Raw genomic sequence first — 26,739 nt, 5'->3', positions numbered from 1 at the left:
ACGGGTCCGATCGCGGAATCACCACGCCGACTTGTGAGTCATCCTCGGGGCGGGCCCGCGGCGATGCGCGCCCGCGCGGCATCCGCCACCCGTTCCTCGGGCACCGACCAGTCGGCCTCGAGCCACCACGTCGCACCGGCGTCGGCCCACGGGCGCACGACCGCGGCGTCGGCCGCCGCGTCCGTGCCGGTCGTCACGCCCTCCTGCACCACGTCGAACGGACGGTCGGCGAGCCCCAACCGATCGCGCTCGGCACGCAGCCATGCGATCGCCTCGGCCGCGACCTCCGGCGTGTAGGCGGCCGCCTGCTGCTCGGCATCGACGACGGATGCCCCGGGCGGCGCGTAGTTCGGAATCCACCCGTCGTACCTCGCGACCCGGCGCATGGACTTCATGCGGGGCCAGACGCCGACCACCCAGGTGGGGATGCGCGGGCGCTGCACGGTCGCCGCCGGCAGCAGCGTCTCGGTGCGGGCGGCACGATAGTGCTGCCCGTCGTACTCGAACGGCTCGCCGCGCCAGAGGTGGTCGAGCATCTCGAGGCCCTCGTCGAGCAGTTCGGCGCGGGTGCGCCGGCCGGGGTCGTCCTCGAAGATCCAGAACCGCTGCTCGACCTCCTGCGGCACGCCGAGGCCCACCGACAGCACCGTGCGGCCGTGCGAGAGGGCGTCGACCGTCGCGGTCTGGCTCGCGAGCTCCCACGGCCGGCGGCGCGGCAGCGGGGTGAGCATCGTGCCGAGGCAGATGCGCTCAGTGCGCATCGCGGCGGCGGCGAGCACCGACCACGGGTCGGTCGCCCAGATGCCCTCCCAGACGAACATGCCGTCCCACCCGTGCTGCTCGATGAGCGGCGCGAGTTCGACGGCGAGGTTCGGGTCGGAGCCGGTGACGACGAAGCCGTAGCGCATGCGCAGAACGTACCGCGTGCCGCCCACAGGCATCCGTTCGGCCCTTGCGGGCCACCACCGCCCGCCGTAGGTTGGTTAGGTAACCCTAACCCCCACACGATCGGCCTCCCCATGACGAGCGACACCCTCACCGAAACGGCGCCGCTCGACGTGGCCGCGCTCATCCGCACGGCCTCGGCGGAGGACCACAAGGCGGCCGAGACGCGCGGGTTCGTGACCCGGCTCATGGCGGGCGAGCTCGACCTCGACGCCTACGCGCGCTACCTCGCGCAGCTCGCCTGGATCTACGAGGCGCTCGAGTCGTGGGAGCACCGCGCCGGCGACCCCGAGCTGTTCCAGCCCGAGCTCGACCGCATGCCCGCGATCGAGTCCGACCTGCTCGCCCTCGGCGTCCCCGACCGCCGCACCACGCACCCGGCGCTGCCCGCGACCGCCGCCTACGCGGCTCACCTGCGCGACATCGTCGGCCGCCACGACGTGGTCGAGTACCTCGCGCACCACTACACGCGCTACCTCGGCGACCTCTCGGGTGGGCAGGCCATCGCCGCGCTGATCGCGCGCCACTACGGCGCCACCCCCGACCAGCTCGCATTCGGGCGCTTCGACCGGCTCGAGGCGCCTGTGCCGTTCAAGCGCCGGTACCGCGAGGGCATCAACGAGCTGCGGCTGCCCGCGGCATCCGTCGACCGCCTCATCGCCGAGGTGCGCCGCTCGTTCGCGCTGAACAGCGCCGTGTTCGACGCGCTCGACGCCTGACCCGCACCCGGGGCGCCGGAACCCGCCGAGCCCCCTGAGTTGCCCCCTGTTCCGGGGGTTCTCCCCCCGTTTCGGGGTCCCCGGTCGCGGATAGAATTGTGCTCACGTTTTCCGACCGCCGCAGCCGCCGCGCGAGGCCTGCCGACGTCTGGAGTCCACCCCGATGAGCCCGACCGCGCTCCTGCCGTTCCTCGACCCGGAGACGATCATCGCCGCCGCGGGTCCGTGGGCACTGCTGGTCGTGTGCTTCATCGTCTTCGCCGAGACCGGCCTGCTCGTGGGCTTCCTCCTGCCGGGCGACACGCTGCTCATCATCGCCGGCCTGCTCACGCACACCTCGCTGGTGTTCGGCGTCGACATCTGGTGGGTGTGCCTCGCGATCGGCTTCGCCGCGTTCCTCGGGGGCGAGGTGGGCTACCTCATCGGGCACAAGTTCGGGCCGAGCGTCTTCGAGCGCAAGGAGTCCGGCATCTTCAGCGTGAAGAACGTCGAACGCACGAACGCGTTCTTCGAGCGGTTCGGCGCGATGGCCGTGATCCTCGCGCGCTTCGTGCCGATCGTGCGCACCTTCACGCCGGTCGCCGCGGGCGTCGGGCACATGAACTACCGCAAGTACACGCTCTACAACTTCATCGGCGCGGTCATCTGGGGCGTCGGGCTCACCTACGTCGGCTACGCGATCGCGTACATCCCGTGGGTGGCCGACTTCGTGCGCGAGTACATCGACCTGATCCTCATCGTCGCGGTCGGCGCCACCCTGCTCGTCACGCTGTTCCACTACTGGCAGTCGTCGCGCAAGGCGAAGCGCGCCGAGGCCGCGGGCGAGGACGTCATCACCGACGCGTTCGAGGCGCGCGAGCTCGTGCTCGACCAGGAGACGCTGGAGCACGGCGGCCACCACGAGCACCCGCACCACGACGACGACCGCCACGACTGACGAGCGGATGCCCCGGGGCATCCGTCACGGGTGCTGCGCGCGCTCCTGGTGCCCGGCGGGTTCGAGCTGGAACGTCGAGTGGTCGACGTCGAAGTGCTCCTCGAGGCATCCGCCGAGTTCCTCGAGCAGGGCGGATGCCCGGCCTTCGGCGAGCAGCTCGGGCTCGACCACGACGTGCGCCGTGAACACGTGCGACCCCGACGTGATGGCCCAGACGTGCACGTCGTGCACGTCGACCACGCCGGCCGTGCGCAGGATGTGCGTGCGGATCTCGGCGACCGACGTCTCCGCGGGCGCGGACTCGCTGAGCACCCGCATCACGTCGCGCAGCAGCACGAGCGCGCGCGGCACGATGAGCGCGGCGATCACGAGCGACGCGATCGCGTCGGCCGCGCCGAAGCCGGTCAGCAGGATCACGCCGGCCGCGACGATCACGGCGATCGAGCCGAGCGTGTCGCCCAGCACCTCGAGGTAGGCGCCGCGCATGTTGATCGACGTCTTCGCGCCCGACCGCAGCACGAGCAGCGCGGCGAGGTTCGCCACCAGGCCGATCGCGGCGACGACGAGCATCGCCACGCCCTGCGGCTCGGCGGCGTCCGCGCGCACCAGGCGCCCGATCGCCTCGACCGTGACCGACGCGGCGATCACGAGCAGGATGATCGAGTTCAGCAACGCCGCGAACACCTCGACGCGCTGGTACCCGTAGGTCTGCCGATCGGTCGCGGGCCTGCCGGCGACCACCACCGCGACGAGCGCGATGATCAGCCCGATGAGGTCAGAGAGCATGTGGCCCGCGTCGGCGAGCAGCGCGAGCGAGCCGCTGATCAGCGCGCCGACGACCTCGAGCACGAGCACGGACGCGACGATCGCGATCGCGATGCCCAGCCGGGTGCGATTCGCGTGGCGCGCGTGGTCGTGATCGTGTCCCATCACCCTCAGCGTAGGTGGGCGACGGATGCCCCAGAGACCGCCCGCCCAATCAGGAACGATTCGCGTTCTCAGCTGTGCCGACGCGGCTCCCGCCCCGGTTCGGCCAGTCTGCGTCGTTGCGGCCAGTCGTGCAGGGCTGGCCGCGACGACGCAGACTGGCCATAGCGACGGGAGGCACGCGCGGATGCTGGGTGCCGCGGCTAGCGGGAGGCGGCCACCCGCTCCAGCTCGGGCAGCAGCGCGGCGAAGGCGCGCGCCCGGTGGCTCTCGGCGTTCTTCTGCGCAGGCGTCAGCTCGGCGGCGGTCACGTCGTGGCCGTCGGGCACGAAGATGGGGTCGTAGCCGAAGCCGTGGGCGCCGGATGCCTCGGTCGCGAGCCGCCCCGGCCACACGCCGACCGCGGCGAACTCCTCGGCCTGGCCCGCCGACGGCGGCACGACCAGCGCGATCGTGCAGTGGAACGCCGCCCGCCGCTTCGCCGGGTCGGTCAGGTCGGCGAGCTGCGCGAGCAGCAGGTCGAGGTTCGCGAGCGCACCCGCATCCGGCCCGGCCCAGCGCGCCGAGAAGATGCCGGGCGACCCGCCCATCACGTCGACCGCGATGCCCGAGTCGTCGGCGAGCGCGATGCGCCCGGTGTGCACGGCGGCCGTGCGCGCCTTGATGAACGCGTTCTCGGCGAAGCTCGTGCCGTCCTCCACGGGCTCCGGCCCGTCGTAGCCCAGCACGGTGACGCCGGGCATCCGCTCGCCGATGATGCGCTGGAACTCCTCGACCTTGTGCGCGTTGTGCGTCGCGAGCACGATCTCCATCGTCGGCCTCGAAGCTAGGCCTGCGCCGCGGCGAGCACCGCGCGCTGGATCTCGGTGAGCTCGCGCGTGCCGGCGAGCGCCAGGTCGAGCAGGGCGTCGAGCTCGGCGCGGTCGAACGGCGCGCCCTCGGCGGTGCCCTGCACCTCGACGAACGCGCCCGCGCCCGTCGCGACGACGTTCATGTCGGTCTCGGCGCGCACGTCCTCGACATAGGCGAGGTCGAGCATGGGCGTGCCGTCGATGATGCCGACCGAGATCGCCGACACCGAGTCGGTGAGCGGCACGGCCTTCTTGCCGATGAACTGGTGCTCGCGACCCCACTCGAGCGCGTCGGCGAGCGCCACGTACGCGCCGGTGATGGCCGCGGTGCGCGTGCCGCCGTCGGCCTGCAGCACGTCGCAGTCGAGCACGACCGTGTTCTCGCCGAGCGCCTTCATGTCGACGACCGAGCGGAGGCTCCGGCCGATCAGGCGCGAGATCTCGTGCGTGCGCCCGCCGATCTTGCCCTTGACCGCCTCGCGGTCGTTGCGCGAGTTCGTCGAGCGCGGCAGCATCGCGTACTCGGCGGTGACCCAGCCCTTGCCCTTGCCGGTGAGCCAGCGCGGCACGCCGTTGGTGAACGAGGCGGTGCAGAGCACCTTGGTGCGGCCGAACGAGATGAGCGCCGAGCCCTCGGCGTGCTCGCTCCAGCCGCGCTCGATCGTCACGTCGCGCAGGTCCGCGGGCGTGCGGCCGTCGGCCCTCAGGAGGTCGGGCTGGTCGGTCATGGTGTTCCCTTCGGTGGAGCGGATGCTGCGCGGTCAGCGCTGGATCGGGATGGTGCCGGTGTGCACCAGGTCGACGTGCTGGATCTCGGGGCCCATGAGCCGGTGCGCGAGCCCGAGGAACTCCTCCTCGCTGCGGCCGGTGGCCTCGTAGCGGTAGGTCGGCGGCGCGCCGGCGGTGCGTTCGAGCCCCGTCGAGACGAGCACGCGGTACACGTCGTTCGCGGTCTCGACGTCGCTGGAGACGAGCGTGACCTGGTCGCCCATCACGTACTGGATCGCGCCCTTGAGGAACGGGTAGTGGGTGCAGCCGAGCACGAGGGTATCGACGGATGCCTCGCGCAGCGGAGCCAGGTACTCCTCGGCGACCGCGAGCAGCTCGGGCCCGGTCGTCACGCCCGCCTCGACGAACTCGACGAACCGCGGGCAGGCGCGCGTGCGCAGGTCGAGGTGCGGGGCGGCGGCGAACGCGTCCTCGTAGGCGCGGGAGTTCACGGTGCCCGCGGTACCGATGACGCCGACGCGACCCGAGCGAGTGGCGGCGACCGCGCGCCGCACGGCGGGCTGGATCACCTCGACGACCGGCACCTCGTAGCGCTCGCGCGCGTCGCGCAGCATGGCGGCGGATGCGGTGTTGCAGGCGATCACGAGCATCTTGACGCCCTGCGCGACGAGGTCGTCGAGCACGGCGAGCGCATACTCGCGCACGTCGGCGATGCGCTTGGGCCCGTAGGGCGAGTGCTCGAGGTCGCCGATGTAGAGGATCGACTCGTTCGGGAGCTGGTCCTTGACCGCGCGGGCCACGGTGAGCCCGCCGACTCCTGAGTCGAAGATCCCGATCGGCGCGTCCGTCACGGTCTCCAAGCCTAGATCAGCCGGGAGCCCCGTATGCCGCCCGGACGGCGCGGGCGAGCCGGCCGGCGGCGTCGTGCGGGTGCGCGCGCAGCCAGGCGAGCCGCACGTCGAGCGTGGGCGCGTCGGAGATGGGCACGAACGCGACGCCCGGCCGCGGGTAGTGCTCGGCGGTCGCCTCGGCGGTCACGCCGACCGCCTCGCCCGCGGCGATGAGGTCGAGCCACGACTCGACGTCGTCCGTCTCGACGGTGGTCGGCGCGACGAGGCCCGCATCGGTCCAGAGCGAGCGCCGGGTCGTGCCGTTGTGCGGGTCGATCGCGAGCGTCTCGGCGGTGAGGTCGGCGAGCGTGACGGATGCCCGGAAGGCCAGCGCGTGGTCGACCGGCAGCGCAACCACCCGGCGCTCGGTGCCGACGACCTCCGACCGGAGGTCGCGGCGCTCGAGCGGCCCGCGCACGACCGCGAGGTCGATGCGCCCCTCGGCGAGCGCGAGCTCGGCGCGGCTCACCCGCACGAGGCGCAGCCTGGCGTCGGCGTGCGCGCGGTTCCACTCGCGCAGCACGGGCGTGGTGTGCGCGCCGAGCGCCGCCCACGCGTACCCGACGCGGATCGTCGTGGCCTCGCCCCGGAGCCCGGCGACCGCGCGGTCGAGCTCGCCCACGATCCGCCGGGCCACCACCAGGAACGCCTCACCGGCGTCGGTCGGCTCGACCCGCCTCGTCGTGCGGTGCAGCAGCGGCACGCCGAGCTCGTGCTCGAGGGCCGCCACGGTGCGCGAGACCGCCGCCTGCGAGAGCCCGAGCTCGTCCGCCGCATCGGTGAACGAGCGCTCCTCGTCGACCGCGATGAGCGCGCGCAGGTGGCGCAGTTCCACGTCCATGCGTTGAGCGTATCAATCGGCGTCGATTGCATTTCCGGGACGCGACAATGCGACCTAGCGTGAGCGACATGAACCAGGAACGTGTCGCGGCCGCCGCATCCGTCGGCGGGGCGTGCTCGGTGCAGGTCGGCGCCGCCCTCGGGGCGACCGTCTTCCCGCTCATCGGGCCCGCGGGCGTGGTCGCGCTGCGACAGGCCGTGGCCGCCACCGCGCTGCTGGCGATCGCGCGACCGAACCCGCGGCGGCTGACGTTCCGGGCGATCCGGCCCGCCGTGCTGCTCGGCCTCGCGCTCGTCGTCATGAACTGGGCCCTCTACGGCGCGGTCGAGCGCCTCGGCCTGGGCCTCGCCGTCACGCTCGAGTTCCTCGGCCCGCTGACGCTCGCGCTCGTCGGCTCGCGGCGGCGCTTGGATCTCGGCGCCGCCGCGCTCGCGGGCACCGGCGTCGTGCTGCTCACCGGCACCGTGCCGGGCATCGACCTCACCGGCGTCGCGCTCGGCCTGCTCGCCGCCGGCGCGTGGGCGGCGTACATCGTGCTGAACCAGCGCGTCGGCGCGCGCCTGCCGGGCGTGCAGGGCACCGCAGTCGCGAGCCTCGTCGCGGCCGTGCTCACCGCTCCCCTGCTCGTCTTCGCCCTCGCCGGACTCGATCCGCGCGTGCTCGGGCACGTGCTGCTGATCGGCCTGGCCGCGGGCATCCTCTCGTCGGCGCTGCCGTACTCGATCGACCTCAACGTGCTGCGCGTGCTGCCCCGCAACATCTTCGGCGTGCTCCAGAGCGTGCAGCCCGCGGCCGCGGCGCTCGCGGGCTTCGTGGTGCTCGGGCAGGCGCTCAGCGCCTGGCAGCTCACCGGGCTCGCGCTCATCTCGGTCGGCAACGTCGTCGCGGTCGGGCGCCCCGCCCGCGGCGCGGGCCCCGCCGAGGCCGCCGCGAGCGCGTAGCCCGCTGCTCGGGCCCGCCGGGCACGGCGCTAGGCTCGCACTCGTGACCGGATCCGCCGCGCTCCTCACCGACCGCTACGAGCTCACGATGGTCGACGCCGCTCTGCAGTCGGGCACGGCCGAACGCGAGAGCGTCTTCGAGGCCTTCGCCCGCCGGCTGCCCGAGGGCCGCCGCTACGGCGTCGTCGCGGGCACCGGGCGGATGCTGCAGCTCATCACCGAGTACCGCTTCGACGACCCCGAGCTCGAGTGGCTGCGCGCCAACGAGGTCGTGCGCCCCGCCACCCTCGACTGGCTCGCCGACTACCGCTTCTCGGGCGACATCTGGGGCTACCGCGAAGGCGAGGCGTACTTCCCCGGCTCGCCGCTCGTGACGGTGCAGGGCTCGTTCGCCGAGGCCGTCGTGCTCGAGACGCTCATCCTGAGCGTGCTGAACTACGACTCGGCCGTGGCGAGCGCCGCCGCGCGCATGTCGTCGGTCGCGCTCGGTCGTCCGCTCGCCGAGATGGGCTCGCGCCGCACCAACGAGCGCTCGGCCATCGCCGCCGCGCGCGCCGCGTACATCGCGGGCTTCGACGCGACGAGCAACCTCGAGGCCGGCCGCACCTGGGGCGTGCCGACCATGGGCACCGCCGCGCACGCGTTCACGCTGCTGCACGACAGCGAGGCCGACGCGTTCCGCGCCCAGGTCGAGGCCATGGGCCCGGACACCACGCTGCTCGTCGACACCTACGACATCGAGCGGGGCGTCGCGACCGCTATCGAGGTGGCCGGCACCGGATTGGGCGCGGTGCGCATCGACTCGGGCGACCTCCCGACGGTCGTCGCCGACGTGCGCCGCCAGCTCGACGAGCTCGGTGCCGTCGACACGAGGATCACCGTCACGAGCGACCTCGACGAGTTCCTCATCGCCGCGCTCTCGGGGTCGCCGGTCGACGCGTTCGGCGTCGGTACCCGGGTCGCGACCGGCTCGGGGCATCCGGCCGCCGGCATGGTCTACAAGCTCGTCGCCCGCCGCGACGACGCCGGCGCGTGGGTCGACGTGGCGAAGTCGAGCGCGCAGAAGGTGAGCGTCGGCGGGCGCAAGCACGCGGTCCGCCGCCTCGACGGGACCCGCACCGCGCGCGAGGAGGTCGTGATCGTCGACGCGGGCGAGGCCGCGCCGGGTGAGTCAGGGGCGGATGCCGCCGAGGCGACGGAGGCCGCGGGCCGGTCGCAGACCGAGCGCGACCTGGTCGTGCCGCTCATGCGGGCGGGCGTGCCCGACGAGCGCTGGCTCGGGCCCGACGGCACACGACTCGCGCGGGAGCAGCGCGCGGCGGCGATGCAGGAGCTGCCGATCGAGGCGTTCCGGCTGGGCGCGGGCGAGGCCGCGATCCCGACGACGTACCGCTGAGCGCGGCGCCGGCGACGAGGAGGGAAGTCGCTACTCGGACTTCATCTTCTCGTAGATCTCCTTGCAGGTCGGGCAGACCGGGAACTTCTCCGGGTCGCGACCCGGCGTCCACTTCTTGCCGCAGAGCGCCTTGACCGGCTTGCCGGTGATGGCCGACTCGAGGATCTTGTCCTTCTTGACGTAGTGCGAGAACCGTTCGTGGTCGCCCGGCTCGATCGCCTCCTCCTCGAGGAGCTTCTCGAGCTCGCGGTCGAGCACGGACGTGCTGCCGCCGGAGCTGTCGGGGTCGGCGATGCTGGCGCGGACGTCGTGGACCATGACCGCGATTCTACGCCCGCTGGGCGGCCGCGAGGATCTCCGGTCCACGACGGCTGAACACCGCGCCCCCGATCAGCACGCCCGCGACGAGCACGGCCGAGCCGATGAGGAGGCCCGCCCACAGCGCGGACTCGAACCAGATGTCGAGGCCCGACATTCCCCGCAGCATGAACAGGATCGCCGGCAGCGCGAACACCACCGACGCGAGCATCGTGATGGCCTGCACGAACGCGGCGATGCTCGACGACGACTGGGGCGCCTGGAACGGGCTGTCGCCGGGCTTCACGGCGGGGTACGGGAACCGGGCCGAGACGATGCTGCCGATGCCGAGCGCGCTGCCGAGGAGGCATCCGCTCACCCCGACGATCGCCGGGAGGATCGCGAGGTCGCCGTAGAACATGGCACTGATCGGCGCGCCGATCGCGATCACGACGACTCCGACCAGGAACACCGGCAGGAGCCGGCCGATGCGGTCGGCCGTGCCGCGGACGCCCGAGGTGACGTGCATCCAGACCGCGGTCGAGTCCAGGGCGGTGTCGTTGTGCACCGTCCAGGCGAGGAACAGCGACACCATCGGCACCGGGATGAGCGCGAGCAGCGACGGATCGACGCCGGCGATGCCGAGCGGCACGACGACGAGCACGGGTGCGACCGGCAGGATCAGGTACGACGCCCAGTACCTGGCGTCGCGGAAGATGTAGGTGAGCGTGCGCGCCGCGACGACCGAGGTCGGCGTGCCCAGCAGCACGTCGAACCAGCCGAGCCCCCGGTAGGAGCGGGCGGATGCCTCGCGACCCGGCGTGACCAGCATGCGCGCGACGAGCCACTCCCACGCGTACCAGAGCCCGACGACCGTGCCGCCGGCGATCAGCAGCTTCAGCAGCGCGAACCAGACCTGGCCCGACGCGGCGTCGCCGGGGACCGCCCAGACCGCGCCGAGCGGGGTCCAGCCGAGCACGGCGGCGAGCTGCTCGAGCACGCGCAGGCCCGAACGCGCCCAGTCGATGGTGAGCAGCGACAGCAGGGCGGGCGCCGAGAGCACCGCGAGCACGATGCCGAGCACGCCGAGCGCCTCGCGCGAGCGGCGGGTCGACAGCGCGAACGCGCCGATCGACGTCGCCACGCGCGCGAGCAGCACGCAGGTGGCGAACGCGATGGCCGCGGAGATGATCGCCAGCAGGGTGACCCAGAACCCGCGGCTCCAGGTGATGACGGTGCCCACGAGCCCGATGCCGAGCACGACCGTCGGGATGCCGACCATGGCCGCGACCGCCAGCCCGGCGGCGAGGGTGCGGTCGGGCATGCCGAGCAGCGCGAAGCGGCGCGGGTCCATGCTGTCGTCGACGCCGAGGATGAGCGGCACGATGATGAAGCCCGCGACGATCACCGACCCGGCCACGACGAGCACGTCGCGGATGAGGCCCGTGTCGGGCGCGAGCCGCAGCCCCGCGAGGATCGTGGTGATCAGCAGCGAGACGCCGATGCCGTAGGCGATGCCCAGCGTGATGCCGACGACCTGCCAGGCCGAGCGGCGGAACATGTTCGCCAGCAGCAGCAGCTTCAGTCGGACGAGCTGTGCAACCACTCGAGCCCCTCCGCGGCCTTGCGCCCACCCGCGAGGTCGACGAAACGGTCCTCGAGCGTGCGCCCGTCGCGCACCTCGTCCATGGTGCCCTCGGCGAGCACCTTGCCGCCGACGATGACGGCCACGCTGTCGCAGGCCCGCTCGATGAGGTCCATGCCGTGGCTCGAGATGATCACCGTGCCGCCGCGGTCGGCGAACCGCTGCAGGATGTCGCTGATGTTCGCCGTCGACACCGGGTCGACCGACTCGAACGGCTCGTCGAGCACCAGCACGCGCGGCGAGTGGATCATGGATGCCGCGAGCGCGACCTTCTTGGTCATGCCGGCGCTGTAGTCGGCGACGAGGCGGTCGAGTGCCTCCTCGATGCCGAACGCCGCCGCCAGGTCGGCGGAGCGCTGGCGCACCGTCTTGGGGTTCATGCCGCGCAGCACGCCCGCGTAGTAGAGGAGCTGGCTGCCGGTGAGCCGGTCGAACACGCGCAGCCGGTCGGGCAGCACGCCGAGCGCCTGCTTGGCACGGCGCGGGTCCTTCCACACGTCGATGCCGTGCACCTTCACCGTGCCCGCGTCGGGCCGCAGCAGCCCCGAGATGATCGACAGGGTGGTCGTCTTGCCGGCGCCGTTGGGGCCGACGATGCCGTAGAAGGAGCCGGCGCGCACGTCGAGGCTGACGTCCTGCACGGCGACGGTCGACCCGTAGCGCTTGCCGAGCCCCGAGAGCGAGAGCACGACCGGGGCGTCCGGGCCGGGCCCGGGGCGTGCGGGGCGGATGCGCGTGCCGCGCTGGAACCGGCGCATGCGGCGCTGCGACTTCGTGCGCCGCACGGGCGCGGGCTCGGGCTCCGCCTCGGGCGCGATCGCGAAGTCGACGGCGAACTCCGACTCGAGCTCGTCGACGCCCGGGGCGTCGACGCCGGTCTCGGCCGTCTCGATCGAGCCCTCGGGGTCCTCGTCCTCGAGCTCGTCCTCCGCCTCGGGTGCGGCGTCCGCTTCGGGCTCGAGGTCGGCGTCGTCGTCCTCGTCGACGAGCAGCACGGCCTCCTCGGGCGGGAGCGTGCGCTCGGCGGCATCCGTCATCGTCTGGTCCTCGATCTCCTCGACCGCGAGCTCCTCCACCGGGGCCTCGCCGCCCATGGGGTCGGGTTCGGTGCGCGAGCCGCCGACGACCGTGGCGGCGGCGACCTTCGCCTGGCGCCGGCGCTCGGCGATGGCGGTGGTGGTTCCGCTGCGCGAGGACTTGGCGTCGGCCGCGGCCTGCGAGCGCGTGCGCGACTTGTCGGCGGTGGTGCGACGCGCCGCCTCGCCGCGCGCGCCGGCGGCCTGGCCCGACGCGGAGCGCGACGCGGACGAGCGCTTCGACCCATTACGGCCAGCGCCAGCGGCCGACGCGCCCTCGTCGGGCCCGTCGGTGCGTTCTCCGTCATCCCGGAACGGCGGCACGGGTGTCACCATCCCAACCTAGCAAGCCACCCGAGACTCGCGCGCGTGTGCCATGCATTCCCCCCGAAGCTCAGTCGCGGCGCTTCCGGGCCACGGTACACGAAGCGTGTCACAATCTGAGCACGGAGTGTCAACCCCACGGCACGGTTCAGGTGGTTCGGGTATTCTGACCCCGGCATAACGGTGTGTCCAGATGTGAACTTCCGGATGAACGGCAGGGAAACGACTCGACACGAGGCTGAGCAGGATCGTCGATCGTCTCCCCCGCTGCATCCGCCACCACAGCAAGGAGATGCAGTGAGCACCCAGATCGTGATCCTCGCGGCGGGGATGGGCAGCCGACTCGGTCGGACCCTCCCGAAGCCGCTGACCCCGTTGAGCGACGGCCGCACCATCATGCAGCAGCAGTTCGACAACATCCACCACGCCTTCGGCAACGCCGCGGGCGTGACGATCGTCGTCGGCTACAAGCTCGAGCACATCATCGAGTCGTTCCCCGAGGCCTCGTTCGTCTACAACGAGGAGTACGACCAGACGAACACGTCGAAGAGCCTGCTGCGCGCGCTGCGCGCCTCGCAGTCGGGCGGCGTGCTCTGGATGAACGGCGACGTCGTCTACGACCCGCGCGTGCTCGACCGGGCCGTCGGCCTCATCGCGCGCGAGCAGTCGTTCGTGACGGTCAACACCTCGAAGGTCTCCGACGAGGAGGTCAAGTACACGACCGGCGCCGAGGGCTACATCGAGCAGCTCTCGAAGCAGGTGCGGGGCGGCCTCGGCGAGGCGGTCGGCATCAACTACATCGCCGCGCACGACAAGGCGGCGCTGGTGCGACGTCTGCAGCAGGTCGACGACCAGGACTACTTTGAGCGCGGCCTCGAGCTGGCGATCGCCCACGACGCCGTGCTCGTCGAGCCGCTCGACATCTCCGACCTGTATGCGGTCGAGATCGACTTCGCGGAAGACCTGGAGCGCGCGAACCACTTCGTGTGACCTCGCGACTCGTGAACGCCGGCGTCCCTCGGGGCGCCGGCGTTCCGCATTCCCGGCGCTGCGCCGGGCGCGATCAGCCGGTGCGCTGTCGGGACGACCGCGCGACGCCCGCGCGCTCGAGCGCGGCGGCGATGAGCCGGCCCAGCCAGGTGAACACCACGGGACTCAGCACGTACAGCGGCAGCGCCACCGCCCAGACTGCCGGCGCGTAGTACTCCGCGCCCAGCGCGACGAAGACGGCGACCCCCAGCACCACGCCTGAGCCGCCCGCGGCGAGGTAGTAGAGCCACGCCGACCACTTCCGGTAGCGCGTGAGGAGGAACGGCAGCTCGAGCAGCACACCGACGAGCAGGCCGGTGCCGAGGTAGCGCAGCAGCCACTGCGGGGCGAAGGCGGATGCCACGAGGCCGGCGATCAGCCCGGTGAGCACCGCGGTGCCGGGCCGGCGCAGCAGGGCGAGCCCGACGGCGCTCGGCAGGAAGTGGGTGCCGATCGTGACGCCGTAGAGCACCGGCGCGATGACCGCGATCAGCCCGGCGAGGTAGCCGGCGCCCGCGGCGAAGAGGCCGCCGCCCACGCCGATCGCCGCGCAGCTCAGGATGACCCGCGTACTGACCCGATCCACCGAATGGCCTCCACGTTCTCGTTGCTCTCAACCTACCGCCGCGGGGCGCGGAAGCCCGCATCGGGCGCCGCCACGGCGGCCCGCGGACCGTCGCGGCCGGACGAGGCCGCGCCGACCTCTACGATGAGTGTCGTGACCAGCTACGCCGAGGCGCACCCGTATGCGCGGACTCCCTGGTCACGCTACCGCCACGCACTGTGGCTGCTGACCACGCGCGACCTCAAGGTGCGCTACTCCACGTCGGCGCTGGGGTACCTCTGGTCGATCCTCGACCCGCTCGTGATGGCGGCGATCTACTGGTTCGTCTTCACCGTCGTCTTCCAGCGCCTGGTCGGCACCGAGCCGTACATCGTCTTCCTGCTCGCCGCGCTGCTGCCGTGGATGTGGTTCACCGGGTCGGTGTCCGACTCCACTCGCGCATTCCTGAAGGACGCCAAGCTCGTGCGCTCGACCAAGCTGCCGCGCACGGTCTGGGTGACCCGCATCGCGCTGTCGAAGGGCATCGAGTTCCTCCTCGCGATCCCGGTGCTGGCGTTCTTCGCGATCGCCTTCGGCGCCGAGGCGCACTGGGAGCTGCTGCTGTTCCCGCTCGCGATCCTGCTCCAGGCGACGCTGGTGGTGGGCCTCGGGCTCATCGTGGCGCCGCTCGTGGTGTTCTTCCGCGACTTCGAGCGCGCGGTGAAGCTCGTGCTGCGCTTCCTCTTCTACGCGTCGCCGATCGTCTACGGCACGTCCAACCTGCCCGAGTCGCTCCAGCCGTGGGCCGCGTTCAATCCGCTCACCGGCATCTTCGGGCTCTACCGCGCGGGGTTCTTCCCGTCTGAGCTCGACTGGTTCGCGGTCGCCGTCTCGGCCGCGATGTCGCTCGGCTTCCTCGCCATCGGCATCTGGGTGTTCCGCCGCACCGAGCGCGCCGTGCTGAAGGAGATCTGATGACGGATGCCACGACCCAGGCGCCCGCCGGCCACGGCGGAGCGATCCGCGTCGACGACGTCGGCATCCGGTTCCGCCGCAACCGCCGCGGCCGCCGCTCGTTCAAGGACCTGCTGGCCGGCCGTTCCCGCCGCTCGCGCCCAGACGAGTTCTGGGCGCTGCGCAACGTCACGGTCGAGGTGCGGCCCGGTGAGGCGATCGGCGTGGTCGGCCGCAACGGCCAGGGCAAGTCGACGCTGCTGAAGCTGGTCGCCGGCGTCATGCTGCCCGACGAGGGCGCGGTCACCGTCGACGGCGGCGTCGCACCGCTGATCGAGATCACCGGCGGCTTCGTCGACGACCTCACCGTGCGCGACAACATCATGCTGACCGCCGGCCTGCACGGCATGCGCCGCGACCTCATCGAGGAGCGCTTCGACGGCATCGTCGACTTCGCCGAGATCGGCGACTTCCTCGACACCCCCTACAAGCACCTCTCGAGCGGCATGAAGGTGCGCGTCGCGTTCTCGGTCATCTCGCAGCTCGAAGAGCCGGTGATCCTCGTCGACGAGGTGCTCGCGGTCGGCGACAAGGCGTTCCGAGAGAAGTGCTACCGCCGCATCGAGGAGATGCTCGCCGGCGGCCGCACCCTGTTCTTCGTCTCGCACAACGAGCGCGACCTGCGCCGGTTCTGCGTGCGCGGCCTGTACCTCGACAAGGGCGCGCTCGTGCTCGACGGCCCGATCGACGCGGTGCTCGAGCGCTACAACGCCGACTCCGGCAAGCGGTAGCCCGCGCCCGGGCCGCCGCGCCCGGGTGGCGCAACCCCCTCGGCATCGCGACGGGGCCGACGTAGGATGGCGCCGATGGCCGAGCCCGTGTACAGGATCACCACGATGGGGTCGGATGCGCCGAGCCTGCCGCATCCGCAGCCCCACGAGCCCACGCAGTCGGCGACGTTCCGTCCCGCAGGGCACGACGATCCGGGCGATGCCGGGGGCACGCACGAGGAGCCGCCCCGCGACGCGGCCGACGAGCCGTCGCCCATGCTGCTGCGCACCATCGACCGCGTGCTGGCGGTGCAGCGCCCGATCGTGCTGGCGCACCTGCGGGGCATCCGTCGCCGTTCGCCGCACGCGAGCCCCGACCAGCTCGTGCGGATCCTCGAGCGCCGCTACCTCGCCGCGATCACGACCGGAGGTGCCGCCGTCGGCGCGACTGCGGTCATCCCCGCGATCTCCACGCCGGTGACGCTCGCGCTGTCGGGCGTCGAGACGGCCGGCTTCCTCGAGGCGACCGCGCTGTTCGCGCAGTCCGTCGCCGAGGTGCACGGCATCGCGGTCGACAACCCCGACCGGGCCCGGGCCCTCGTCATGACGCTCATGCTCGGCCGCGAGGGCAGCGACCTGATCCGCCAGTTCGCCGGCCAGGCGACCGGCTCCGGCGTCGACCGCAACGCCTACTGGGGCGAGCTCATCACGAACAGCCTGCCGAAGGCGGTCATGTCGACCGTCGTCGACCGGCTGCGCCACACCTTCATCAAGCAGTTCGCGGCGCGCGGCGGTGCGAGCGTCATCGGCAAGGCGATCCCGTTCGGCATCGGCGCCGTGATCGGCGGCGCCGGCAACCACGTGCTGGGCCGCCGCGTGCTGCAGCAGTCGCGGCTCGCGTTCGGCCCGCCGCCCGCGCTCGTGCCCTCGGTCATCGAGCCGACGATCCGCGAGGCCCAAGTGACGGATGCATCGGGCGGGCGCCTGCGCCGCATCGGATCCGCCGCGGCGGGCGGCGTGACGCGCGCGGCGCGCTCCGCCGGACGCATCGTGCCCGGCCGGCGTCGCCGCGAGGCCGGTGACGACATCGCCGAGGCCTCGTCACCCGTCGAGTAGACCCGAGCAGCCGATCAGTTGAGATCGGGCAGTTGAGATCGGGCGATTGCCCGCCGTACCCGGGGCCAGTAACGTTCGTGCGATGGGGTTCGAGGAGGATGTCGCCGCGCTCGCGGCGATGCACGCAGAGCGCGAGGCGAAGAGCCGTCGCGAGAGCGAAGAGCGACACGCGCACGCGATGGAGACACTTCGCGGGTTCGTGGAATTCGCCAGAACGCATGGTGTCCCGACAGTCCCGGTCTACGCCTTCCGGCGAACCGAGGTACGCGGCGTATTCAGCCGCGACCTGCACCACTATCACCCACCGGTCGACGGCTGGGTGTTCGCGGATCTGGGTCAAGAGTCCCTGGACCGGGCCGTGCTCACCGCGAACGTCGAGATCGCCAGCAACCCCGACCTGACCTTGGTCACGCCGGGCAGCCGACTCACGGCTGAGGGAGAGAAGCATCTGGGCCTCCCGGTCATGGGCCCGTTCGTCGTCACGAGGCGACTCGTCCCCGCGAGTGCGGACACGTATGTTCGCGACCAGCTCGTGGTACGGACTCGCGAGGTCGCCGCCCGATTCCTCGGCGGTTGGCGCCCCAGCCCCATGCACCTCTGACCGATCGTCGGGGCCCGCTCGTGCGAGGAGACGCTAGAGCTCGGTGCCGAGCTCCTCGGCCTCGGAGTCGTGCTCGTCGATCTCGGGGTCGCCCTCGTGGATCTTCGCGTACCGCTCCCACTCGTCCATGAGGTGCTGCACGGCGGCGTGGAAGCGCGCGGTCGTCGCACCCGGCGTCGTGTCGCCGAAGTAGCGCTCGACCCAGTACGCGAGGCGCGCGAGCGAGTCGTCGTCGTGCTCGACCTGGTCGATGCGCTCGACGACGTTCGCCGCGTCGGCCGCGGTGAGCCACTCGCACGCGGCGAGGTAGCCGCCGGTGTCGACCTCGGCGTCGGGGTTCAGCGGACGGGTGACCATGAGCGGCTTTCCCGCAGCGAGCCGGTCGTAGACCATCGCGGAGATGTCGACGATCGCCATGTCGGCGGCGGCGAGCTGCCAGCCGAGCTCGGCGCCCGTGTCGTGCACGTGCTGCGCAGAGGCATCCGCCTGGTTCGCCTCCTCGATCATGCGCACGATCTCGGTGTTCGCGGCGCCGTAGGCGTGGTCGACGACCCCCGAGCGCGGGTGCGGGCGGTAGATCACGCGGTGGCGGCCCGTGGCGAGCAGCGCGCGCACGAGGGTCACGCCGTGCGAGGCGATCGAGCCGTACGCGGCCGCGGCCCGGTCGCCCTCCCAGGTGGGGGCGTAGAGCACCACCTCGCGGTCGTCGGGCGTGTACGGCAGCTCGCCCGAGTAGTGATCGGCCTGCGGGCGCCCGATCGGGATGGCCCGCTTGTCGAAGTCGAAGTCCCAGAGCACCTTGTCGAGGCGGGCGCGCGCCGCATCGCCGGCGATGAGCGCGTAGTCGTACGCCTTGAACTGGTTCGTCGTCATGTACATCTTGTCGGACTCGCCGTGGTTGATGAACACGTGCCAGCGGCGCCCGTAACGCATCATCTGGAAGTTGCGGGTGTTCTGGTTCACGTAGAACACGACGCGGATCGGCTGGTCGTGGATGAGCTTCTCGAGGTCGACGACGGTGCGCACGTACGCGACCGGCACGGGCGACTCCTCGAGCAGCCGGGTCGCCGCCGTGGCGTTGCGGCTCAGGATCACGACCGGCCAGGTCTTCGCGAGCTCGGCGAGCGGCTTGTACCACTGGCGCAGCTGGTACAGGTTGACGTCGCCGTCGGCGAAGTAGACGCCGATGACGTACTGCTGCGGCTCGAGCGGCGGGGTCTCGACGAGCTTCTTGCGCACCGCCGTCTGCCCGCGGCGCGCAGCCCACAGGTCGCGCGCCACCTTCGCGGCGAGCCGCACGTCACGTCCGATTCTCACCGCCCAAGGCTACCCGGCGGCAGGTCACAGCTCGCCGAGAGCGGTGCCCGTGCGGGCGTCGGTAGCGAATCGTTAGACGACGGGTGGGCGGCCGGCCAGCGTCATCCGCCACACGGTCCTCCAGCGCATCGGGCGCCGCTCGCCGGGGTCGGCGCGCCACCCCTCGCGCCAGCCGCCGAACCACGCGCGGAGGGCCTTGGGGTTGCGCGCCCAGCGCAGCACCTGGATCGCCGTCCACGAGCCGACGTACAGCGGCACCAGCAGCGCGGGCAGGTTGCGGCGGGCGAGCCAGACGCGATTGCGGGCGTTGAGTCGGTAGTAGTAGGCGTGCCGGGTGGGCTCGATGACCGGATGCCCCGCCTCGAGGTCGCCCGCGTACCAGGCGCGGTGCCCGGTGTCCCACACCCGCCACGCGAGCTCGATGCCCTCGTGCGCGTAGAAGAACGGGTCGGCCCAGCCGCCGGTGGCGTCGAACACGTCGCGCGGCAGCAGCACGGCGCCCTCCCAGCACGAGAACACGTTGCTCGCGCGGGCCGGGTCGCCCTTGCGGATGCGCGGTGTCCAGCGGCGGGGCGAGGCGACGCCCGCCGGGTCGACCACGCGGGGCTGCACGAGCCCGATGCCCGGGTCGCTGCGCACGAGCGCGATCGCGTCGGCGAGGAACGTCGGGCTCGGCAGGAACGCGTCGTCGTCGAGGAAGAAGAGGTACTCCCCCGCGACCTCGGGCACGCCGCGGTTGCGGCCGGCCGGGATGCCGAGGTTCTCGGGCAGGTGCAGGGTCTTCACCGTCGCCGGCAGCGCGGGCTCGGCCGTCGCCGGGTCCCACCCGTTGCCGACGCAGACGACGTCGACCTCCACGCCCTGCTGGTCGAGCAGGCTGCGGATGCCCCGGGCCAGGTCGTCCGGCCGGGTGCCCATGGTGAGCACCACGGCCCCGACGCGCGGGGCCTCGGTCACGCGCGCACCCGGCGCGACGCGAGGATCGCCACGAAGTGGCCGACGAGCGCGAGCAGCGAGAGCGGCACGAGCGCGATCAGCACGACCCGGTCGACCAGCGGCTCGCCGACGAACAGGCCCACGACCGCCGCGGCGAAGATGATGAGCGTCAGCTCCACCGAGTGGTACAGGCGGTGGAACGGCACGAACCGGGCCGCGCGGCGCAGCGCGAGGATGAGCCCGCCGCGCGGGGCCGTCTCCCCCGCGGCGTCGGCGAGCTTCGGCAGGCCGGCGTTGGCGCGCGCCACGTGCACCATGTCGTTGAGCGCCTTGTTCAGCACGATGATGAGCGCGAGCAGCGCGGCGAGCGTGGTCCAGAGGAAGTCCGCGGGGAACTCGAGCGGGTACGCGGCCGCGCGGATGCCGAGCGCGAGCGGAATGAGCGCCTCGGTCGAGTAGTGCCCGACCTTGTCGAGGAACACGCCCGCGGGACTCGAGGTGCCGCGCCAGCGGGCGACCTCGCCGTCGCAGCAGTCGACGAGCATCTGCAGCTGCCCGAGCACGACCGCGAGCAGCGGCCCCCAGATGCCCGGGATGAGCAGCGCCGCCGCCGTGGACCAGCCGATGAGGATCATGAGGCCCGTCACGCCGTTGGCCGAGATCGAGGTCTTCAGCAGCACCCAGGTGACGTACGGCGAGAGGTTGCGCAGGTACAGCGACGCGGTCCAGTGCTCGGCGTTGCGACGCCCGCGCACCTCGGGCGGCTGCGCCACGGCGCGGAGCTCCGCGATGCTCGACGGTCGCCCGCGATCGTGGATGGCTTCAGGCATCCGTCACCTTCCCGTGTGTGCGGAGATGTTGCGCGTGAGCGACCCGTACCCGAGCACGAACCCGATCCCCCAGCAGACGTGTATGCACGGCAACACTACGAGGAACCGGGCCGCGGTGGCGGCACCGTCGCCGCGACCGTACGCGAGTGTCGCGGCCACGACGATGAGGGCGTACAACACCGGCGCGAGGAAGCCGACGAGCAGCCACGGCGTCGCGCCGAGCGCGGCCTGCACCAGCCCCGCGATGCCGAGCAGGGTACCGAGCGCGAGACCCAGCACCAGCAGCGGCGGGAGGAAGTAGCGGATGCCGTTGGCCGACGGGAACCGGCGCGCGAGCTCCCCGCGCCAGAGGCCCGTCGAGAGCATCTGCCTGGCGAGCCTCGAGACCGACCCGCGCGGGCGGTAGGTGACCTTCAGCTCGGGCGTGAACCAGACCGTGCCGCCGGCCTCGCGGAGGCGCTTGTTCAGCTCCCAGTCCTGGCCGCGCTTGATGTCCTCGTCGAAGAGGCCGACCGCCTCGATCGCCTCGCGGCGGAACACGCCGAGGTACACGGTGTCGGCAGCGCCCTCCGGGCCGCCGACGTGGTGCGGGGTGCCGCCGAGGCCGACCTTCGTGCCGTACGCGCGGGCGACGGCGCGCTCGAACGGCGTCTCGCCCTGCGCGTCCATGATGCCGCCGACGTTGTCGGCGCCCGTGCGCGCGAGCGTCTCGACCGCGATGCGGGCGTAGTCGGCGGGGAGCGCGGAGTGCGCGTCGACGCGCACCACGACCGGGTACCCGGAGGCCCCGATCGCGAGGTTCAGTCCGGCGGGGGTCGAGCCGACCTCGTTCTCGATGACGCGCACGCGCTCGTCGCGCCGCGCGAGGTCCTCGACGAGCTCGGTCGTGCCATCGATCGACGGGCCGAGCGCGATGGTCACGTCGAACGGGCCGTCGTGGTCCTGCGCGAGGATCGACTCCACAGCGGCGCGCACGTGCGCCACGTCGTTGAGGACCGGCATGACGTACGAGACGCCGGAGTGCGACGACACCGTCGCGTCGGGGTGGTCGTCGGCCATCGTCCTCACTCGTGCTCGGGTCGATCGATGCTACCAGCAGGGAGCGGCGCGGCCGCGCCGCGACGGGGCGGCGTCATGGGCGTCGCCGGGCACGACGAAGGGCCGCCGGATGCGCTGTGGCGCGGCATCCGACGGCCCCTCGCGGAAGGAGCGGGCGGGCTACTCGGTGGGCAGCTCGCTCAGGGTGACGGTGACCGTGGTGGCCTGGCCGTCGCGCACATAGGTCAGGTCGACCTGCGCGCCGCCCGGGAGGGCGCGCACCTGCGCGGTGAGGTCGGTCTGGTCGGTGATCGGCACCCCGTTGAAGTTGGTGACGATGTCGCCGGCCTGCAGGCCCGCCTGGTCGGCGCCGCCGCCCGACGTCACCTCCTGGATCAGCGCGCCCACCGTGTCGGCGCCCTCTGCGGCGGATGCGGCGCTGACCGTCGCACCGAGCAGGCCGTGGCTGGCAGTGCCGTCCTCGATCAGCTCGTTCGCGATGCGCTGCGCGAGGTTCGACGGCACCGCGAAGCCGACGCCGATGTTGCCGGCCTCCGACGAGCTCGAGCCGGTGCTCAGGATCGCCACGTTGATGCCGATCAGCTGGCCGTCGCTGTTCAGGAGCGCGCCGCCCGAGTTGCCCGGGTTGATCGCGGCATCCGTCTGGATCACCGGCAGCGAGATGGTCGACGACGAGGAGCTCTGGCCCTGGCCCGGCACCTGGTCCTCGAAGTTCCAGAAGTCGAACGGGCTGTCGCTGCTGCCCGAGTCGCTGTCGCCGTCGTCGGACCCGCTGCTGTCGTCGGGGGTCTCGGGGGCGGCCGAGGAGGCGACGTCGATGCTGCGGTTCAGCGCCGACACGATGCCGTTGGTCACCGTGCCCGAGAGGCCGAGCGGGGCACCGATGGCGATCGCCGCGTCACCGACGTTCAGCGAGTCGGAGTCGGCGAACTCCATGGGCGTGAGGCCGCTCGCGTCGTCGAGCTTGATGACTGCGAGGTCGGAGAGCGGGTCGGTGCCGATCAGGGTCGCCGTGTACAGGCGCCCGTCGTCGGTCTTCACCTCGATCGTCGGGTCGCCGATGGCGCCGTCGAGGGTCACCACGTGCGTGTTGGTGAGGATGTAGCCGTCCTCGCTCAGGATCACGCCCGAGCCGGTGCCGGCCGACGAGCCGCCGCTCACCGAGATGGTCACCACGCTCGGCGAGGCGATCGCCGCGACCGCCGTGATGGCGTTCACGTCGGAGGTGTCGTTCACGACGACGTTCTGCGCACCCTCGGCCTCGGCGGCGGGGATGCTCGTGGTCTGGTTCGCCGAGACGAGCGCGGTGATGCCGGCGCCGGACGCGCCGCCGATCAGGGCGCCGATCACGAGCGCCGCGGCGGCCACGCCGAGCGTGCTGCGGCCGGAGCGCTCCTTGGGCTGGCGGGTCTCGGGCGCGTCGGTGAGCACCGCGGTCGGGTTGGTGGCGGTGTCGCCGGGGCCGGCGCCGGTGCTGCCGTCGCCGGCGTTCGTGCCGCCGAATGCGGGCGGCACCGCGCCCGGCGCGGGCTGCGAGGCGCCTGCCGCGGGCTGCGCGCCGTAGGGGCGGGGCGCCTGGCCGGGCGTGTAGACGGTCGCGTTCGGGGTGGCCGGTTGCGGGGTGGTGGGCTGCGGGGTCGTCGCCTGCGGGGAGGTCGCCGCGGCGGGCTGCGCGGGGGCGGCGGGCTCAGCCGCGGCGGCGGGCTCAGCCGCGGCGGCGGGCTCAGCCGCGGCGGCGGGCTCAGCGGCGGCGGCGGGCTCAGCGGGCTGCGCGGCGGCCGCCGGCGGGGCGGGCGGTGCGGTCTCGCGGGCCGTCTCGCCCGCGGCATCCGTCGTCGGGGTCTTCTCGGAGTCCTGGTCCTCGGCGCGAGGATCCTCGGGGGCGGTGCCGTTCGTGTCGGTCATGTCTGCTCCTTCCAAGCGAGACCAGACTGAACGCGCAAGCTGTGCGTTCGGTCGGCGGAGTCTGTGAACCGTCTATCCCTCTGCGGGGACTGCACTCAGGTTCGGGTCGTGCGGGCGCTCAGCAGCCCGGACCGCCCGGATCGGCGACGCAGTCGGCCCCCACCAGCACCGTGTCGGCGGCGCCGACCAGCACGTCGAGCGGTGCCGATCCGATGTCGAGCGTACCGGCGATCGGCACCCAGCCGGTGCCCGCGAACCGGTACTCGGCCGTGTACGTCACGACCATCGTGACTGCGTGCATGCCTCTGGTCGTGTAGACGTGGGAGGTCGACGTCGGCGTGAACTCGCGCTGGCCGAGCGCGTCCCAGGTGGCGCCGCCCTCCGGGTCGTTGATACTGCTGCCGTCGCTGTGCTCCCAGCGATAGCCGACCGGGGTGAAGCGCACGTCGGCGGGCAGGCCGAGCAGCGTGCCGGCCACCGGGTGCACGGATGCCCCTGCCACGAAGTTCGCCGGCAGCCCGGCGATGGCCCAGCCATCGGGTTCCATGCCGTTCTCGGGTTCGACGGGCCGGAACGACGCGATGTCCGCGAGCGTCACGACGTAGCCCGGGATGTCCACGCCCGGCGGGCACTCCGGCTCCGGCCAGCACGGCGGCGGCACGACGTTCAGCCCCTGCACGATGATGTCCCACGGGCGCCCCGGTTCGGGGTCGGAGTCGGATTCGGGGTCTGTTGGCGCAGGTAGATCAACGGGCGCAGATGGTTGGTCCGATTGGGTCAGATCAAGCCATGCGAAGAGATCGACAGCACCCGGAGTGGCCTCTGTTGATGAGTCGACACATGCCCCCGTGCTGATCGCTACACGGGAACAGGCGAACGCGTTCTCCGGCACGACTGCGCTGGCAACAACAAGAGCCAGAGCACCAATCAGCAGAAATCGTCGCCGCGCCATAGCTCGCTCGAATCAACCAACAGCCCTCTGTCCTGTACGGCCGGTCCGATGAAGTGGACGAGCAGAGGCACCCTCGTCTCGCGGCTGGCAGGAGTGATGTCGTCACCGGCAGAGTCAAGGATCCGAGTATCCGAGCCATCAACACACATGTATGCGTCGACCACGACGTCCTCGGCACCCACACTCCACTGTGCGATGTGCGCGCTCGCGATTCTAGAACTTCCGACGATGCTGATCGAGCGCGACGCGAGTTCCTCGAATTCGAGGATCAACTCGTCTGCGTAGGTCGGCGTTACAACATCTCTGATGCGATCGGGGGCATGTCCGCCTTCCTCTTCGATCACTTGCGAAAGTGCTAGGTAGGCCTCGTAGGCGGCGATCGCAGCAGCGAGGGCCTCCTCGTCGGAGGCGAAGACCGGCTCGACGGTGGGCGTCGCCGACGCCGGCGGAGGGGACGCATCGGCGGGGGCGCAGCCCACGAGGGCGGTCGCGGCGGCGACGGCGAGCACCGCGAGGAGGCGGGTGCGCGGCGCGGGCATGCAGCACACCGTAGGACATCCGGCGTGCGGCGAAACGGCGTTTCCACAGCCGAGGCCGACGGGGCGCGAGCGCCGACTCACCGGCATCCGTTGCCCTGCTGGTGCGCAGACTGTGGCCATGGCGACCCGACACCGCAGTTCGTGCACCATCGACGCGCGTTGGGCACCGCTGCGGGTGCGCGAACCGGGGCGGGGCGCGCGGGTGGCCACCACTTGCGCACCAGCAGCAGCCCAGGGGCGCGACCGAGTACGCAGCGTGCGGAAACGCGCGGCGGATTCCCGCCATTCGCGTACTCGGTGCGCGCGGGCGCGGCGACGGAGTACGCAAGTGGCGCGAATGAGTGAGTGGTTTCCGCAGTTTGCGTACTCGGTGCGTGCGGGAGGGCGGACTCCGGGCACGCGCGGGCGGCGAAACGGGCGCAGCGCGGGTGTGTAGCGTGAGGGGCGTGAGCGATTTCACTCCGGCAGGGCGGCTGGAGCCCTGGCAGCGCACCGCGGCGGGCGCCGGGCTGCTGGCCGACGACGGCTCGGTCGCCGCCACGATCTTCGCCGAGATGAGCGCGCTCGCGGCGCGCACGGGGGCGATCAACCTGGGGCAGGGCTTCCCCGACGAGGACGGCCCGGCCGAGGTGCTCGAGGCCGCGCGCCAGGCCATCGCCGACGGGGTGAACCAGTACCCGCCGGGCATCGGCATGCCGGTGCTGCGCGAGGCGATCGCCGCGCACCAGCGGCACTGGTACGGCATCGAGCTGGACCCCGAGCGCGAAGTGCTCGTGACCGCGGGCGCGACCGAGGCGCTCGCCGCGACGCTGCTCGCGCTGGTCGACACGGGCGACGAGGTCGTCACGTTCGAGCCGTTCTACGACGCCTATGGCGCACTCACGGCCCGCGCGGGCGGCATCCACCGCACGGTGCCGCTGCGTTTCCCCGACTTCCGGCCCGACACCGACGAGCTGCGCGCCGCCGTGACCGATCGCACGCGCGTCATCATCGTCAACTCGCCGCACAACCCCACGGGCGCGGTGTTCGACCGCACGACGCTCGAGCTCGTGGTCGAGCTCGCGGCCCGCCACGACGCGATCATCGTGACCGACGAGGTGTACGAGCACCTCGCCTTCGGCGCCGCGCACGTGCCCGTGTCATCCCTCGCCGGCGCCTTCGACCGCACCGTCTCCATCTCGTCCGGCGGCAAGACGTTCAGCACCACCGGCTGGAAGATCGGCTGGGCGACCGGTCCCGCCAGGCTCATCGAGCAGGTGCTCGCGGTCAAGCAGTTCCTCACCTACGTCAACGGCGCGCCGTTCCAGCCGGCGATCGCCACCGGGCTCAGCCTGCCCGACGACCGGTTCGCCCTGCTCGCCGACACGCTCCGCAGCAAGCGCGACCTGCTCGTCACCGGCCTCCGCCACGCGGGCTTCGAGCTCTCGGTGCCCGACACGGGCTATTTCGTCGTCGCCGACGCCGCCGCGGTCGGCCATCCCGACGGCGAGGCGTTCTGCCGGCGCCTGCCCGAACTCGCGGGCGTCGTCGCGGTGCCGATGACGGCGTTGGTGCACCCCGATCGGCGCGAGCCGTATCGCAGCCTGGTGCGGTTCGCGTACTGCAAGCGGGTGGACGTGCTGGAGGAGGCATCCGCTCGCCTCGCCCGGCTCGGCGCGTACTAGACCCG

Annotated in this window: 27 protein-coding genes; 10 read left to right on the top strand and 17 right to left on the bottom strand. The window is 72.2% G+C overall.

Features of this window, described 5'->3' with window-relative positions; translation table 11 throughout:
- Positions 1-38 precede the first annotated feature (38 nt).
- The gene (locus tag QMG39_RS13645) at positions 39-908 is read right to left on the bottom strand and encodes an LLM class flavin-dependent oxidoreductase (RefSeq protein WP_281885897.1); all 870 of its coding nucleotides are present in this window, start codon (positions 906-908) and stop codon (positions 39-41) included.
- Between the two features lie 111 nt (positions 909-1,019).
- Between QMG39_RS13645 and QMG39_RS13640 the strand changes: the two genes are divergently transcribed.
- Positions 1,020-1,664, top strand: coding sequence for a biliverdin-producing heme oxygenase (locus QMG39_RS13640; RefSeq protein ID WP_281885895.1), 645 nt, complete (start codon positions 1,020-1,022; stop codon positions 1,662-1,664).
- 163 nt (positions 1,665-1,827) lie between these two features.
- The gene (locus QMG39_RS13635; RefSeq protein WP_281885893.1) at positions 1,828-2,601 is read left to right on the top strand and encodes a DedA family protein; all 774 of its coding nucleotides are present in this window, start codon (positions 1,828-1,830) and stop codon (positions 2,599-2,601) included.
- Positions 2,602-2,625: 24 nt separating this feature from the next.
- Here the strand turns inward: QMG39_RS13635 and QMG39_RS13630 are convergent, their stop codons facing one another.
- From QMG39_RS13630 to QMG39_RS13610, 5 genes are all read right to left on the bottom strand, one after another.
- Entirely contained in the window at positions 2,626-3,531 is a 906-nt protein-coding gene (locus QMG39_RS13630; protein ID WP_281885891.1) for a cation diffusion facilitator family transporter, read from the bottom strand.
- A 200-nt stretch (positions 3,532-3,731) separates the two neighbouring features.
- Positions 3,732-4,340 carry an RdgB/HAM1 family non-canonical purine NTP pyrophosphatase gene (rdgB, locus tag QMG39_RS13625; protein WP_281885888.1) on the bottom strand — a complete coding sequence of 203 codons (609 nt, stop codon included), beginning with the start codon at positions 4,338-4,340 and terminating at the stop codon, positions 3,732-3,734.
- Between the two features lie 14 nt (positions 4,341-4,354).
- Positions 4,355-5,107 (bottom strand): ribonuclease PH, encoded by a 753-nt coding sequence (rph, locus tag QMG39_RS13620; protein ID WP_281885886.1) that lies wholly within the window; start codon positions 5,105-5,107, stop codon positions 4,355-4,357.
- 33 nt (positions 5,108-5,140) lie between these two features.
- Positions 5,141-5,959 (bottom strand): glutamate racemase, encoded by an 819-nt coding sequence (gene murI, locus QMG39_RS13615; protein WP_281885883.1) that lies wholly within the window; start codon positions 5,957-5,959, stop codon positions 5,141-5,143.
- Positions 5,960-5,975: 16 nt separating this feature from the next.
- Positions 5,976-6,839, bottom strand: a complete 864-nt coding sequence (locus tag QMG39_RS13610; protein ID WP_281885881.1) for a LysR family transcriptional regulator — start codon at positions 6,837-6,839, stop codon at positions 5,976-5,978.
- Between the two features lie 68 nt (positions 6,840-6,907).
- Between QMG39_RS13610 and QMG39_RS13605 the strand changes: the two genes are divergently transcribed.
- Together QMG39_RS13605 and QMG39_RS13600 are read left to right on the top strand one after the other, a co-directional pair.
- Positions 6,908-7,780, top strand: coding sequence for an EamA family transporter (locus QMG39_RS13605; protein WP_281885879.1), 873 nt, complete (start codon positions 6,908-6,910; stop codon positions 7,778-7,780).
- 43 nt (positions 7,781-7,823) lie between these two features.
- Positions 7,824-9,176, top strand: a complete 1,353-nt coding sequence (locus QMG39_RS13600; protein ID WP_281885877.1) for a nicotinate phosphoribosyltransferase — start codon at positions 7,824-7,826, stop codon at positions 9,174-9,176.
- 30 nt (positions 9,177-9,206) lie between these two features.
- Here the strand turns inward: QMG39_RS13600 and QMG39_RS13595 are convergent, their stop codons facing one another.
- From QMG39_RS13595 to QMG39_RS13585, 3 genes are read right to left on the bottom strand one after another with little or no spacing between them, the layout of a single operon-like run.
- Positions 9,207-9,494 (bottom strand): DUF3039 domain-containing protein, encoded by a 288-nt coding sequence (locus tag QMG39_RS13595; protein WP_281885875.1) that lies wholly within the window; start codon positions 9,492-9,494, stop codon positions 9,207-9,209.
- Positions 9,495-9,504: 10 nt separating this feature from the next.
- The gene (locus QMG39_RS13590; protein WP_281885873.1) at positions 9,505-11,079 is read right to left on the bottom strand and encodes a hypothetical protein; all 1,575 of its coding nucleotides are present in this window, start codon (positions 11,077-11,079) and stop codon (positions 9,505-9,507) included.
- On the bottom strand, positions 11,055-12,527 hold the full coding sequence (locus tag QMG39_RS13585) for an ABC transporter ATP-binding protein (RefSeq protein ID WP_281885871.1): 1,473 nt from the start codon (positions 12,525-12,527) through the stop codon (positions 11,055-11,057). The genes QMG39_RS13590 and QMG39_RS13585 overlap by 25 nt, the downstream gene beginning before the upstream one ends.
- 288 nt (positions 12,528-12,815) lie before the next feature.
- Between QMG39_RS13585 and QMG39_RS13580 the strand changes: the two genes are divergently transcribed.
- Entirely contained in the window at positions 12,816-13,508 is a 693-nt protein-coding gene (locus tag QMG39_RS13580; RefSeq protein ID WP_281885869.1) for a phosphocholine cytidylyltransferase family protein, read from the top strand.
- Between the two features lie 73 nt (positions 13,509-13,581).
- Here the strand turns inward: QMG39_RS13580 and QMG39_RS13575 are convergent, their stop codons facing one another.
- The gene (locus tag QMG39_RS13575) at positions 13,582-14,133 is read right to left on the bottom strand and encodes an ECF transporter S component (protein ID WP_281885867.1); all 552 of its coding nucleotides are present in this window, start codon (positions 14,131-14,133) and stop codon (positions 13,582-13,584) included.
- 123 nt (positions 14,134-14,256) lie between these two features.
- Between QMG39_RS13575 and QMG39_RS13570 the strand changes: the two genes are divergently transcribed.
- The 4 genes from QMG39_RS13570 to QMG39_RS13555 all read left to right on the top strand — a co-directional run bounded on the left by QMG39_RS13570 (position 14,257) and on the right by QMG39_RS13555 (position 17,532).
- On the top strand, positions 14,257-15,066 hold the full coding sequence (locus QMG39_RS13570) for an ABC transporter permease (RefSeq protein WP_373878331.1): 810 nt from the start codon (positions 14,257-14,259) through the stop codon (positions 15,064-15,066).
- Positions 15,066-15,836: an ABC transporter ATP-binding protein gene (locus tag QMG39_RS13565; protein ID WP_281885863.1), complete on the top strand. Its 771-nt coding sequence runs from the start codon at positions 15,066-15,068 to the stop codon at positions 15,834-15,836. Before QMG39_RS13570 ends, QMG39_RS13565 begins: the two co-directional genes overlap by 1 nt.
- A 75-nt stretch (positions 15,837-15,911) precedes the next feature.
- Positions 15,912-16,931, top strand: a complete 1,020-nt coding sequence (locus QMG39_RS13560; RefSeq protein ID WP_281885862.1) for a hypothetical protein — start codon at positions 15,912-15,914, stop codon at positions 16,929-16,931.
- An 82-nt stretch (positions 16,932-17,013) separates the two neighbouring features.
- Positions 17,014-17,532 (top strand): hypothetical protein, encoded by a 519-nt coding sequence (locus QMG39_RS13555; RefSeq protein WP_281885860.1) that lies wholly within the window; start codon positions 17,014-17,016, stop codon positions 17,530-17,532.
- Between the two features lie 33 nt (positions 17,533-17,565).
- Here the strand turns inward: QMG39_RS13555 and QMG39_RS13550 are convergent, their stop codons facing one another.
- The 7 genes from QMG39_RS13550 to QMG39_RS13520 all read right to left on the bottom strand — a co-directional run bounded on the left by QMG39_RS13550 (position 17,566) and on the right by QMG39_RS13520 (position 25,070).
- Positions 17,566-18,849 (bottom strand): CDP-glycerol glycerophosphotransferase family protein, encoded by a 1,284-nt coding sequence (locus tag QMG39_RS13550; protein WP_281885858.1) that lies wholly within the window; start codon positions 18,847-18,849, stop codon positions 17,566-17,568.
- A gap of 72 nt (positions 18,850-18,921) precedes the next feature.
- The gene (locus tag QMG39_RS13545; protein ID WP_373878354.1) at positions 18,922-19,767 is read right to left on the bottom strand and encodes a glycosyltransferase family 2 protein; all 846 of its coding nucleotides are present in this window, start codon (positions 19,765-19,767) and stop codon (positions 18,922-18,924) included.
- A 35-nt stretch (positions 19,768-19,802) separates the two neighbouring features.
- A complete protein-coding gene (locus QMG39_RS13540) occupies positions 19,803-20,615 on the bottom strand; it encodes a CDP-alcohol phosphatidyltransferase family protein (RefSeq protein WP_281885854.1) in 813 nt (270 codons plus the stop codon).
- 3 nt (positions 20,616-20,618) lie between these two features.
- Positions 20,619-21,674, bottom strand: a complete 1,056-nt coding sequence (locus tag QMG39_RS13535) for a glycosyltransferase family 2 protein (protein WP_281885852.1) — start codon at positions 21,672-21,674, stop codon at positions 20,619-20,621.
- Positions 21,675-21,833: 159 nt separating this feature from the next.
- A complete protein-coding gene (locus QMG39_RS13530) occupies positions 21,834-23,579 on the bottom strand; it encodes a S1C family serine protease (RefSeq protein ID WP_281885850.1) in 1,746 nt (581 codons plus the stop codon).
- 118 nt (positions 23,580-23,697) lie between these two features.
- A complete protein-coding gene (locus tag QMG39_RS13525; RefSeq protein ID WP_281885848.1) occupies positions 23,698-24,258 on the bottom strand; it encodes a hypothetical protein in 561 nt (186 codons plus the stop codon).
- A 248-nt stretch (positions 24,259-24,506) separates the two neighbouring features.
- A complete protein-coding gene (locus QMG39_RS13520; RefSeq protein ID WP_281885847.1) occupies positions 24,507-25,070 on the bottom strand; it encodes a hypothetical protein in 564 nt (187 codons plus the stop codon).
- A 446-nt stretch (positions 25,071-25,516) separates the two neighbouring features.
- Here QMG39_RS13520 and QMG39_RS13515 point away from each other — a divergent pair, with 446 nt between their 5' ends.
- Positions 25,517-26,734, top strand: a complete 1,218-nt coding sequence (locus QMG39_RS13515) for an aminotransferase class I/II-fold pyridoxal phosphate-dependent enzyme (RefSeq protein WP_281885846.1) — start codon at positions 25,517-25,519, stop codon at positions 26,732-26,734.
- The last annotated feature ends 5 nt before the right edge of the window (positions 26,735-26,739 follow it).

It is taken from the genome of Agromyces rhizosphaerae, from assembly GCF_027925245.1.
In the GTDB taxonomy this organism is placed as follows: domain Bacteria; phylum Actinomycetota; class Actinomycetes; order Actinomycetales; family Microbacteriaceae; genus Agromyces; species Agromyces rhizosphaerae.
The sequence above is the reverse complement of the archived record's forward strand: the minus strand, read 5'-3'. Positions and strand labels throughout refer to the sequence as shown.